At 68.9% G+C, this 13,307-nt stretch carries 5 protein-coding genes; all 5 read right to left on the bottom strand.

The features are described 5' to 3' along the window. Positions 1 to 4 precede the first annotated feature (4 nt). Positions 5 to 448 (bottom strand): type II secretion system major pseudopilin GspG, encoded by a 444-nt coding sequence (gene gspG / locus AC5P9W_RS17825; RefSeq protein WP_021203164.1) that lies wholly within the window; start codon positions 446 to 448, stop codon positions 5 to 7. Between the two features lie 49 nt (positions 449 to 497). Beyond that, positions 498 to 1,718, bottom strand: a complete 1,221-nt coding sequence (gene xpsF, locus AC5P9W_RS17820; protein ID WP_329859335.1) for a type II secretion system protein XpsF — start codon at positions 1,716 to 1,718, stop codon at positions 498 to 500. A gap of 24 nt (positions 1,719 to 1,742) precedes the next feature. Further along, positions 1,743 to 3,464 carry a type II secretion system ATPase GspE gene (gspE, locus tag AC5P9W_RS17815; RefSeq protein ID WP_058980469.1) on the bottom strand — a complete coding sequence of 574 codons (1,722 nt, stop codon included), beginning with the start codon at positions 3,462 to 3,464 and terminating at the stop codon, positions 1,743 to 1,745. A gap of 136 nt (positions 3,465 to 3,600) precedes the next feature. Continuing rightward, a complete protein-coding gene (locus AC5P9W_RS17810) occupies positions 3,601 to 5,454 on the bottom strand; it encodes a S8 family peptidase (RefSeq protein ID WP_495219381.1) in 1,854 nt (617 codons plus the stop codon). 157 nt (positions 5,455 to 5,611) lie between these two features. Continuing rightward, the gene (locus AC5P9W_RS17805; protein ID WP_495219380.1) at positions 5,612 to 13,135 is read right to left on the bottom strand and encodes an ESPR-type extended signal peptide-containing protein; all 7,524 of its coding nucleotides are present in this window, start codon (positions 13,133 to 13,135) and stop codon (positions 5,612 to 5,614) included. Positions 13,136 to 13,307: the final 172 nt, after the last annotated feature.

Below are 13,307 nucleotides of genomic sequence, written 5' to 3'. Positions count from 1 at the left end.
CCGGTTACGGCTGGTAGCGGATGTCGGCGTCGACACTGCTGCCACCGGCCTTGCCGTCCTTGCCCAGGCTGATCAGCTCATACGGCTGGCCCTCGCCCGGCGTGCGGTATTCCAGCGCATGGCCCCACGGATCGTTCAGATCGGCCGGCTTGGCATAGGGCCCCAGCCAGCCAGCCACGCCAGCCGGTGCAGTCACCAGATCATTGAGCGAGCCGGGCAGCTTGCCGGTATCGATCTGGTAGTTGTCGACCTTGGATGCGACGGTCTGCACCTGTGCCTTGGCAATGTTGGCCTTGCCGCGGTCGGCGCCACCCAGCACGCGGCTGGCGACCAGGGTCAGCACCGCGCCGATCAGCACGATGACGATGATGATCTCCAGCAGGCTCATGCCCGACTGGTTGCGCGCTGCGGTGAAGGAAAGGCGGATCGGTCGACGGGAAGCAATCATGGTCGGTCCTTTCAGTTGCGGAGTGTCGGGGTTGCGTAGGGATCCATCGTCAACCGATGGCATTGGTCAGGTCGTACAGCGGCACCAGCACGGCAACGATCACCGCACCCACCACCGAGGCCAGCACCAGGGTGATCGCCGGCACCATCGCCGCCAACAGGCGGTCGATGCGGCGGGCGCTGTCCTGTTCGAAGGTGTCAGCCGCTTTCAACAGCATGGTATCGAGCGCGCCGGACTCCTCGCCAACCTGGATCATCTGCAGGGCCAGGCGCGGGAAACGCCTGCCTCGCGACAGTGCCAGCGACAGGCCGGCACCGTTCTTCACTTCATCGGCGGCGGTTTCCACATCGGCAGCCAGCGCGCGGTTGCCCAGCACGTTGCGGGCGATGCCCAGGGCACCCAGCAGCGGTACGCCATTGCGCAGCAGGGTACCCAGCGTGCGCGCCAGCCGGGCAGTCTCCAGTTCACCCAGCAGGCGGCCGATGCCGCGACGCTGCAGCAGCCAACCATCCAGCGCCAACCGGAAGGCCGGCTGCCGCGCCTTGCGTTCGAAGAACAGCGCCACCAGCGCCGGCACCACCAGCAGCAGCACCCACCAGTCACGCACGAACAGGCCCAGCTGCAGCACTGCGTTGGTGAACCACGGCAGCGCCACGTCCAGGCTCTCGTACATCTGCGCGAACTGCGGCACCACGTAGCCAAGCAGGAACAGCAGCGCACCACCCACCACCACCAGCAGGATGGCCGGGTACACCAGCGCGTTGATCACCTTGCCCTGCAGGGCCCGGCTGCGTTCGAGGTAGTCGGCCAGGCGCTGCAGGGTTTCGTGCAGGCTGCCGCCGGCCTCACCGGCACGCACCATGTTCACATACAGGCGCGAGAACAACCCATGCTGGCGTTCCAGTGCGATCGACAGCGGCGCGCCACCGCGCACCACATCGCGGATGTCGGTGATCGCGCGACGCGAACGATCGTCTTCGGGCAACCCGAGCAGGATCGACAGCGCGCGGTCCAGCGGCTGGCCCGCACCGAGCAGTGTCGCCAGCTGCTGGGTGAACTGCAGCAATGCCGCGCCCTGCAGCGGCCGTTGGCGGAACAGGTTGCGCCAGGTACCGCCACCGATCGCACCGCCATCGGCCAGCTGTGTCTCCATCGGCAGATGGCCCTGGTCCTGCAGGCGCGCGACCAGCTCGGCCTCGCTGGCCGCTTCCATCTGCCCGTCGAAGATCTCGCCGTGCGGATTCAGTGCCTTGTAACGGTAGGTCGGCATGTCAGCCCCGTCGTCCTGCGCGCATCAGCTTTCCTCGGTGACACGCAGGACTTCCTCGATGGTCGTCTGCCCACTGAGGGCCTTGGACAGGCCGTCTTCGTACATCGTGCGCATGCCGGCTTCGCGGGCAATGCGTTCGATCTCGCCCATGCCGTCGCGGCGCATCACCGCACGCCGCAGCGCATCGTTCATCACCAGGAATTCCATGATGGTGGTACGACCGAGGTAACCGGTCGGCGCCAGCGCCGAGGGCCTGGGGCGGAACAGATGGATCGGCCCTTCCGGCTGCAGGCGGCGCAGCTCGAAGCGTTTGATTTCCTCCGGCGAAGCCTCGTAGCGCTCGGCGTGGGTCGGTTCCAGCCGGCGCACCAGGCGCTGGGCCAGAATCCCGTTGATGGTGGAGGTGAGCAGGTAGTCTTCCACGCCCATGTCGAGCAGGCGGGTGATACCACCGGCGGCATTGTTGGTGTGCAGGGTGGACAGCACCAGATGGCCGGTCAGTGCCGACTGGATCGCGATGCGCGCGGTTTCCAGATCGCGCATTTCGCCGATCATGATGATGTCCGGATCCTGGCGCACGATGCTGCGCAGCGCGTTGGCGAAGTCCAGGCCGATCTGCGGCTTGGCCTGGATCTGGTTGATGCCCTCGATCTGGTACTCGACCGGGTCCTCGACCGTGATGATCTTGACGTCGGCGGTATTGAGCTGGCTCAGCGCGGTGTACAGCGTGGTGGTCTTGCCCGAGCCGGTCGGGCCGGTCACCAGCAGGATGCCGTGCGGCTGTTCCAGCACCTTGCGGAACTGCGGCAGGAACGCATCGGTGAACCCCAGCCGGTGGAAATCAAACACCACTGTCTCGCGGTCGAGCAGGCGCATCACCACGCTTTCGCCGTGCGCGGTCGGCACGGTGCTCACGCGCAGGTCCAGCTCCTTGCCCTGCACGCGCAGCATGATGCGGCCGTCCTGCGGCAGGCGGCGCTCGGCAATGTTGAGCCGGGCCATGATCTTGATGCGGCTGATCACCGCTGCGGTGAGGTTGGCCGGCGGGCTTTCGCCCTCCACCAGCACGCCATCGACACGGTAGCGGACCTTCAGGCGGCTCTCGAACGGTTCGACATGGATGTCCGACGCGCGCAGTTCCACCGCACGCTGGATCACCAGGTTGACCAGGCGGATCACCGGCGCTTCCGAGGCCAGGTCGCGCAGGTGCTCGATATCGTCGACCGCGCCGCCCTCGCCGTCTGCGGTCTCCACGATCGCGCCCATCGCGCTGCGGCCCTGGCCGAACCAGCGCTCGACCAGGTCATCGATCTCCGCGCGCATGCCCAGCACCGGTGTCACCGGAACCCCCAGCGCCAACTGCACGGCCTGCTGCGGATAGGCATCGTGGGCATCGGCCAGCCACAGACGCACCCCGTGTTCATTCAACTCCAGCGGGCACACATGGAACTGCTTCAGGAAGCGCAGCGACAGTGGCATGCCCTCGGCCAGTGCCTGTGGCGGGGCCTCCGGCACCTGCCTGCCCTCCAGCAGCGGCAGGCCCAGCACCTCCGCGCTGGTCTGTGCCTGGTCGCGTTCAGACACCAGGCCCAGGCGCACCAGCAGGCCCAGCAGGCTGCCGCCGGCCTCGGCGTGCAACGGCCGCGCGCGCGCCAGGTCTCCTTCCTTGAGCCGGCCGCGTGCCAGCAGCGCATCCAGGATGCGGCCTTCGGCATCGTCGGTAACGGTTGCAGCGAGCGCGTTCACGTGACTCTCCTGTCAATCGGACCGACTTTAGCAGTTAAGCCATGATTTCCGCCGCCCTGCGGCCAGCTTTCGTAAAAAGACGAAGCCCGTCACACAGGATGACGGGCCTCGGCCGTTCAACTACGACACGTCAGGCTTACTGCGTGGCGAGGATGCTCACGCCGTTGTAGGCCGCTTCGCCCACCACCTTGATGTAGTAGGTGCCTGCCACCGGCTTGTTCACCCGTACCGTTTCGGACGTGCCGGGACGGGTCGACTTGCCATCGTTGTCGCTGGCGCTCGGCTCGCGACCCTGGGCGATGTAGACCGACACGTTGCCGGTGCCACCGTAGGTGATCACGCTGAGCTGCTTGCCAGCGGCTGCCTCGAAGCTGTACAGGCGGCTGCTGCCGGCCGTGCCGTTCAGCCCCCCCACGGCGGCCTTGTTGGTCAGCGGCGTCGCCACCGGTCCACAGTTCTCGGTGCACGGCTCTTCCAGCGCCTTTGCCAGCGCCGCCTTGGCATCGACGATGCCGGTGCCGATCGGAGTGGCGGTCGGGATGCTGACCGGGAACGGACGCGCGGTTTCCTTCAGCAGGGTGCGCATCGCGGCGGGGGCCAGCGGATCCTTGCCCTTGGCGATCAGCGCGCTCTGCACCAGTGCAGCGACGGCAGCCACGTGCGGCGAGGCCATCGACGTGCCGCCCATGCCCATGTAGCTGTAGCTGCCCGACTCCGGCGTGGTGGCCGCATCGGAACCGGACTGCCAGACGTAGCCGCCGGGATTGCCGTCGACGCTGCCACCACCACCCGGACCGGACAGGTCCACGCGGGTGCCGTAGTTGGAGTAGTAGGTGATGCCGCCGGTAATGCGGGTGGCGCCGACGGTCACCACGCCGTCGCAACTGGCTGGACGGTATTTGGAGGCGTTGTCGGTCTCGTTGCCGGCCGCCACGACCACGGTGGTGCCACGCGAGATCGCGCCATTGATCGCTTCCTGGTAGGTCCCGTCGCAGCTGCCGCTGCCGCCGAGGCTCATGTTGATGACCTCGGCCGGGTTGGCATTGGCGGGTACGCCTGCCACCGTGCCGCCGGAGGCCCAGGTGATGGCATCGGCGATATCGGAAAGGTAGCCACCGCACTTGCCGAGCACGCGGACCGGCAGCACCTTGGCCTTGTGCGCGACACCGGCCATGCCGACGCCGTTGTTGGTCTGCTCGGCCACGGTACCGGCCACATGGGTACCGTGCCAGGAGCTGTCCTCGGCGACGGAGCCGGTGTAGCACTCGTTGTCGTTCTCGACCCAGTCACCATAGTCCTGCGCGCCCGGCACGCGGTCGTTGGTGGCACGGCGCGACGTCTCGGCATCGCTGATGAAGTCGTAGCCTTCCAGCAGGCTGCCGACCAGGTCCGGGTGCTGCGGCAGGATGCCGGTGTCGAGTACCGCCACCACCACGCCTTCGCCCTGCGATACATCCCACGCCGACGGTGCGTTGATGCCGCCGGTGGCGTTGTGCAGGTGCCACTGGTACTGCTGGTAGTAGGGATCATTCGGCGCCAGCGCCGGCTGCACGTCACCGGCACGCAGCTCGGTACGGCGCAGCTTCACATCGGCCTCGGCGTACTGCACGGACGGATCGGCCTTCAGTTCCTTCAGCACGCGCTGCAGTTCGGCAGGCGCCAGGCGCCCCTGCAGGCGGATCAGGTCGGCACCGACGCCCAGCCTGCGCACGACCTGCGGGCCGAGCGCGCTGGCGCGGGTAGTGCCACCGGACAGGCTGGCGCGGGTCAGCGCGGACTGCACGGTGGACAGCTTGGCCGACCGGTCGCCCGCCGCAGTGGTGCCGGCACGGTACTTGACGATGATGCGCTGGGTGCCCGGCTCGGCGGTGCTGGCCTGGCGCACCGGTTCACGGGTCGGCAACCCGGCGGCGTGGACGGCACCGACGGCGGTCATCGACAGCACGGCGGCGGCAAGCACATTGATGCGAAGGTTCTGCTTCTTGATCACGTCGAATTCCTCTTCTGGGTCATGGATCGAACCAACACTGCGGCCATCATTCCTTGACGACTCCCGGCCGGCCCAGCCGGGATTGCCGTGACCTCCCCCCAGGCCCTGTTTGCAGGTTTGGCGCCGGCGTGGGTGGCCGCCGGCGCAGTGGTTTGGCTTACCAGCCGAAGCCGGCACCGACGCCAACCGAGCTGTCGTCACTGCTGAAGGCACCGCCGAAGGTAACCGTGGCGCGATCGCTGATCGCACGCTGGTAGCCCAGCGACAACGCCGACTCGCCGCCCTGGAAACCGATGCCGACGCCGACCCGGTTCTGGGTGCGGATACCGGCGGCACTGGTGGCCATGTTGAGCATCGCCGCACTCATCGCACCCTGGCGGTCGATGCGGCGGTCCATGTGGCGCAGGCGTCCATCGATTTCACCCTTGAACACATCGAAGCTGTCGGCGACGGCCTGGACGCGGCTGTCGGTGTAGCTGTTCGCCGTGGCCACGCCACGGTCCAGCTGGCCCTTGTTGACGGCGTCGGTGGCGGTGGTGCCGGCGGCGACGTTGGTGACCTGGCGTTCGTTGCCTTCGCTGCCGACCGACACGGTGTTGGCACGATCAGCGACCGAACCCTGGCCCAGTGCCACGGCGTTGGCAGCCGTGGCACTGGCACCCTGGCCGACGGCGGTGGACGACGCGCCGCTGGCGACGGCGCCCTCGCCCATGGCCACCGCATTGGCGCCGGTCGCCGGGGTCCCGACCGGAATGCCAGCACCCGCCGCGGCGGCCGTCGGCGTGCCCTGCACCCGCGCGGTGCCGGCCGGTGCTGCATCGGCTGTTGCACGCGCATCCGCGGCGCTGGCCAGCGGGCTGTCATCCAGCGAGGCACTCATCGCGCGCAGGCTGGCGGTTCCGGCACGCGTGCCACCGGCGGTGCGACGGTCGATCTCGCTGACCTTGCGGTCCAGCGCGCCCAGCGCATCGCCGACGTTGCTGTAGGTAGCGCCCTGGATCACATAGTTCGGTGCCACGAACACGCCTTGCATGCCGACGCTGGCGCCACCGCCGAGGAAGCTGGCGGCATCACTTAGCGACTGGAACAGCTGCCCGCCGTTGATCGCCTGGCGGCTACCGGCGGCGATGCTGCCGGCACCGACGTTGTCGATGGTGGTGCCCTGGAAACCGGACAGGGTCAGTCGGTCACGGCTGGCGTCGTCGTAGCCGACCGCACTGGCCGCCGTGGTCTCGACCGTCGCGATGCGCGAGTCGAAGTCACCCACGCGGGTTTCCACTGCTCCCACCCGCTGGTTGGTGACGTTGAGCTGGGAGCCGGTGATCGCATCGGTGCTGCCGGCAGCGATGCGGCCGTCGGCAACGTTGACGATGCGCCGCGTGGCCGGACCGGCGGTGCCGTTGCCACCGCCGACCGAGACCACGTTGGCCTCCAGCGCGCGCGAACCGGCACCCAATGCCACCGAGTTGTTGCCGCTGGCGCCGCTGTTGGCACCCAGTGCCAGCGTCGCATTGCCGATGGCCGCGGCACCGCTGCCCAACGCATTGCTGCGGCCGCCACTGGCGTTGGCGTTGCCGCCAATGGCCACGGCATCGGTGCCGGTGGCACTGGCGGTACCCGAACCGTTGGCCTTGAAGCGTTGGCCGACCGCATCGGCGGTGGCGGCCACTGCATCGAGCTGGCCCTTGTTCACCGCATCGGTGGCCTGCGTACCCGCCGCGACATTGGTGAGCTGGCGGTTGATCGCGCTGTGGGTGACGCCGGCGGCATCGACCCACTCCTGCGCAGCACCCACCGACACCGTGTTGGCGCGGTCGGCCAGCGAGCCCGCGCCCAACGCGACGCTGTTACCGGCGTCCTTGGTGGTCCAGGTGTTGCTGCCGAGCACCGTCGCGTTGCTGGCCTGCGCATAGCTGTTGTAACCGACCACGGTGGCGCCATCTTCGGTGGCCCACGCTTCACTGCCGATGGCGGTAGTGAACTGGCCGGCGCTGGCGCTGGCGGCATCCTGTCCGGCCAGTGCGTTGAAGCCGACCGCCACGCCGTTCAACCCGGTGGCGGCGTTGTTGCCCAGAGCGGTGCCGTACTCGCCAGCCTTTGCCTGCACGCCGAAGCCGGCGCCGGCGATCTGCGCGATGGTGCCTTGGCCCACCGCCGTGGAAACATCGGCGGCCTGCGCAGCACTGCCTACGGCGGTGCCGAAGAAGCCGGCGCTGGCACCTGCACCAAACGCCGTGGCGCGCCAGCCGCTGGCCTGCGCGAAGTTGCCGACTGCGGTCGTTTCGCGGCCATCGGCGATCGCGCCGTAGCCCACTGCGGTAGCCGCAAGGCCGGCGGCCTCGGCCATGCCGCCGACAGCGGTCGCCCCGATGCCCTGCGACTGCGACTGCGCGCCGATCGCAATGCTGGCGGCGCCGCCGCTGCTGCTCTGTGCACCCAGCGCAACGGCACTGTCTGCGGTGCTGCTGGCACCGCTGCCGATGGCCACGCTCTGCTCGGCCGTGGCCAGTGCGTCGACGCCGACCGCCGTGGCATTGGCAGCGACCACCGTTGCGCCGCTGCCCAACGCGGTAGCGCCGTTGCCAATTGCATTGGCCGCATTGCCAGCGGCGAGCGCGTTGTCACCCTCCACCAGTGCGCCTGCTTCGCCATCGGCATTGCCGCTGGCCTGGAACTGGCGGCTGGTCTTGTCGGCAACGCTGGCCACCGCGTCCAGCTGGCCCTTGTTCACCGCATCGGTGGCTTCAGTGCCGGCTGCAACATGGGTCACCTGGCGCTCACCGCCCGCGGTTCCCACAGCCACGGTATTGTCGCGCTCGGCCTTGGAGCCGGCGCCCAGCGCCACGCTGTTCAACCCACTGGCGGTGGCACCGGCACCCAGCGCAGTGGCATCCGCCGCATCCGCCCACGAGTTCCAGCCGATCGCGGTCGCGTAGTCTTCGGTCGCCCACGCACCCGCACCGAATGCCGCTGCACCAGTGCCGCTGGCACGCGACGGGATCAAGCCGAAGAAGGTGCTGCCACCAATGGCCACACTCTCCTCGCCACTGGCCTCGCTGGACTGACCTACGGCCACGGCACCGGTACCGGCCGCGGCAGCGCCGAAGCCGACTGCCGTGGTGTTGGCACCACTGGCCGCCGAGCCATAGCCCAACGCGGTGCCGAGGCGTCCGCTTGCTTCGGCATAGCCACCGACGGCGGTGGTGCCATCGGCCGAGGCGGCGCTGCGGAAGCCGCTGGCCAGTGCCTGCGTGCCGCTGGCGTTGGATTCAGTGCCGGTCGCGGTGCTGTATGCACCACTGGCCTGTGCACGCGCACCCACGGCACTGGCACCCAGCTCGGTGGCGCTGGCGCCGGTGCCGAGCGCAAGGCTGTCTTCGCCGGTGGCCTGTGCGGCACTGCCCAACGCTGCGGCGTTGTCGCCGGTGGCCAGCGCATCGAGGCCCACCGCCGTGGCGTTGGCCGCCAGCGCATTGGCGCCGCTACCGAGTGCGGTGGCGCCGTTGCCGATGGCGTTGGCCGCATCACCGGCGGCCAACGCGTTGTCGCCCTCAACCAGGGCGCCGGTTTCACCATCGGCGTTGCCACTGGCCTGGAACTGCCTGCTGGTCTTTTCCGCTGCAGCGGCTACGGCGTCGAGCTGGTTCTTGTTGACCGCATCAGTGCCCTGCGTGCCAGCAGCCACGTTGGTGATCTGGCGGGTATTGCCACCACCGCCCACCGACACGGTGTTGTCGCGGTCGGCGATCGAATCGGCACCCAGCGCCACGCTGTTGGCCGCGCGCGATTCGGCGGCGTTGCCCAGTGCGGTGCTGTTGATGCCACCGGACCAGGCGCCACCACCGACGGCGGTGGAGTAGTTGCCCGATGCTTCGGTGGCCAGCACGCCGAACAGCGAACCGCCGACGGCAACACTGTTGGTGCCGGTGGCCAGGCTGCCCTGGCCGGTGGCCGTGCTGTAGGCACCGGAGGCTTCCGCATCGCCACCCACTGCCACACTGTTGGAACCGGAGGCATTGGCGAAGTTGCCGAAGGCGGTGGCGTTGAACGCCGAGGCCTGCGCATAGCCACCGATGGCGGTGCTGTAGCCACCGGTCGCTTCTGCACCGATGCCGAACGCTGCCGACGCGGTGCCGCTGGCCACGCTCTCGCTGCCGACAGCGGTGGCCGCATCGCCGCTGGCATTGCTGAAGTAGCCCACGGCTACGGCCTCTTCACCGGACGCTTCGGACAGAACGCCATTGGCAGTGCTTCCGGCGCCACTGGCAACGCTGGCCGCGCCGAACGCCGCGCTCTGCTCGCCGCTGGCTTCGCTTTCCGCGCCCTGTGCGGTGGCGTACTCACCGGTGGCCTGCGCGTTGGCACCGACGGCGCTGGCGTTGGCGGCGCTGGCCAGCGCGTTGAAGCCGATCGCCTGCGCGTTGTTGGCCAGCGCATTGGCACCACTGCCGAGCGCGGTGGCGCCGTTGCCGATGGCGTTGGCCGCATCACCGGCGGCCAGCGCGTTGTCACCGTCCACCAGGGCACCAGTCACGTCGTCGCCGTTGCCGCTGGCCTGGAAGAAGCGGCTGGTGGTGGTGGCGGTGGTCGCCACTGCATCCAGCTGTGCCTTGTTCACCGCGTCCGTGGCTTGGGTACCGGCAGCGACGTTGGTGACCTGGCGTTCGTTGCCGCTGCTGCCCACCGACACCGTGCGTGCACGGCTGGCAACTGAACCGGCACCGAGCGCGACAGCATTGCTGGCGCTGGCGTTGCTGCCGGCGCCCAACGCGATCGCACTTTCGCCGCCGGCCACCGTATTGGTACCGATGGCGATGCTGTTGATGCTGTTGCCCAGCGCCTGGAAGCCCAGTGCCACGCTGTTGTCGCCATAGCCGAACGCACCGCGGCCGACCGCAGTGGAACTGGCCCCATTGGCCCAGCTGTTGTAGCCGATGGAGGTTGCGCCGCTGCCACTGGCCCAGGCCGCGTTGCCAAAGGCCGACGCGTTGGTGGCGGTGGCCCACGCACCCGAACCGAACGCTGCTGCGCCACTGGCCGTCGCCCAGCTGTAACCCCCTACCGCGGTGCTGTCATCGCTGCTGGCGAAGGCGCTGTCACCAACCGCGACCGCATAGCTGCCGGTTGCACGCGACGTGCCGCCAGCAGCGAAGCTGTTGTCCCCGCTGGCCTTGGCCGCATTGCCGAACGCGCTGCTGGCGGCGCCGGTGGCCTGTGCGCCGCTGCCCACTGCGGTGGCGTTGGCGACGGCGGTGGTGCCTACCTGCTGCGCCGTGCCGTCGGCACCGATGATCGGCTGGTTGTACTCGTCGTAGGCCTGGCCGAGGCCACCGATGGCAACACCGCCGTTGCCGGTGGCGCTGCTGTTGCGACCCACCGCCACGCTGTCATCACCGATCGCCGAAGCGGCGGCGCCATGTGCAACCGCACCGGCGCCGATCGCATTGCTCGACGAACCGGCCGCCACCGCGCCTTCGCCCTCGGCGAGCGCACCGGCATTACTGCCCGCTTCCGGCTGGGCCTGGAAGAAGCGCGCGGTGTTGTCCGCGGTACTGGCCACGGCGTCCAGCTGCGCCTTGTTCACTGCATCGGTGGCTTCGCTGCCGGCAGCGACGCTGGTGATCTGCCGTTCGTTGCCGGCACTGCCGACGGCCACGCTGTTGGCGCGCACCGCTTCGGAATTCGCGCCAAGCGCGACGCTGTTGGCGCCACGCGCGGTGGCGTAGTACCCGACGGCCGTGCTCTGTGCGCCGCTGGCCCAGGTCTGCGCGCCGAGTGCGCTGGCATTCTCACCCGGGGCGTAAGCGAAGTAGCCGACGGCCGTGGCTTCCGCACCGGAGGCTTCGGTCAGGCTGCCGTTGGCCACCGCGCGGTCACCGCTTGCGATGGCACCGGCACCGACGGCTGTCGCCGCTTCGCCGCCGGCCTGGGTCTGCACGAAGAAACCCAGGCCGGGAATCAGGTCGGCCGGGCCACCGATGGCCACGCTGCTGGTGCCGGTGGCGTTGCTCTGCGTACCCAGCGCCGTGGAGTAATCACCGATGGCGTTGGCGACCGCACCGAACGCGGATGCCTGCGCGCCGGCGGCATAGGCACCTACCCCGTAGGACGACGCCGCAAAGCCGCTGGCTTCGGCACTGGCGCCCACCGCGGTGCCACCGACACCGGCACTGGTGGCGCCGGTTTCCACCGGTACGCCGCCACTGGTGATCAGCGGATTGCCATCGGCATCAACAGCGGCACCACCGACGGCGACGCTGCCCGGGCCGTTGGCCTGTGCGTTGTTGCCGAACGCGGCACTGTTCTGGCCCGAGGCCAGTGCGTTGTTGCCCACGGCGGTCGCATTCTGCGCAATGGCGTTGGCGCCCGCGCCCACAGCGGTGGCGCCGTTGCCGATGGCGTTGGCCGCCTCGCCGGCCGCCAGTGCCTCGTCACCTTCGGCCAGCGCGCCGGCATCGCTGTTGCTGCTGCCAGTAGCCTGGAACCGCTTGGCGGTGGCATCGGCCACGGCAGCCACGTCCTTCAGCTGGCCGACATTGACCGCGTCGGTATCTTCAGTACCTGCCGCAACGCTGGTGATCTGCCGGGTCAGGCCGTACTCGGTCGCACCGACGGACACCGTATCGACACGGTCGGCCAGCGAGCCTGCGCCCAGCGCCACGCTGCCGGTGGCAACCGCCGCCGAATTGGAGCCCAGTGCGGTGCTGTATTCGCCCACGGCGGTACTGAATGCACCCACCGCAATCGAGGCTTCGTTTGCGGCAGTGGCGCCTCGACCCAGTGCGGAACTGCCTGGGCCCATCGCCACAGCGCCACCACCTACGGCAGTGGCGCCGTCGGCGCTTGCTTCGGACAACGCACCCAGCGCGGTGGCCGCGCCGTTCTCGCTGGCGGCATAGGCGCTGGCGCCAACGGCGGTGTCACCGAGACCGAACGCTGCGGCGCTCTGCCCGACCACCACGCTGGCATCGCCGATCGCCAATGCGCCTTGTCCGAACGCACTGGCGCCGAGACCGGCGGCAATGGCCTGGGTGCCGACGGCGGTGGTGGCATTGGCCAAGGACTGGGCGCCGGCACCGGCGGCTACCGCGCCTTGCCCGTCGATCTTGGCCGCGTCGCTGTCATCACCTGCGCCATCAGCCTTGAAGTAGCGGTCCCCAGCTGCGGCGACATCCGCCAGCGCGGCCTGCGTGGCGCGCGCCTGCGCATCCAGCTGCCCCTTGTTCACCGCATCGGTGGCCTGGGTACCGGCGGCCACGTTGGTGATCTGCCGTTCCTTGCCGGCATCGCCGACAGACACCGTGTTGGCGCGCGTAGCCTTGGAGCCTGCGCCCAGCGCAACGCTGTTGGCTGCACTGGCGCTGCTGTTGCCACCGATCGCCACCGCGTTGCTGCCCTTGGCACTGGCCGTGCCTTCAACCAGGCACTTTTCCAGCAGCTTGCCGCTGAGTGCCACACAGGTGGCGCTGCCACCGATCTGCACCGACTGTGCAGCGGCGGAACTGCTCATGCCCAATCCCAATACCAGGCCCAGTGCCACCGCCAACAGCGCGGGCGTGGCCTGTGTCGTATCGCGGCGCTGGTCGACAACACCACCGCTGCTGTCGGAGGAGGCCAGCTCCGAGGCCACCACCAACTGACCCAATGCTTTGTTCCAGACCTTGCGATAAATCCGATTCATCGGTACGGCTCCTGATTGGACTGGTTTTGGGCAAAGCGACGCCATCGCCGAGCCTTCTGGCCCAGCGTCCCCTGGGGGCGTCTATTCGCGTGATTTACTGCGGGTAATGCCGAACGGCGCGCAGCGACAGAAACCCGAGCGCATGCGCCAAGCGGTTACTGCGAAATGAATG

The organism is Stenotrophomonas sp. YJH_SMC_33, assembly GCF_059372295.1.
The sequence above is the reverse complement of the archived record's forward strand: the minus strand, read 5'-3'. Positions and strand labels throughout refer to the sequence as shown.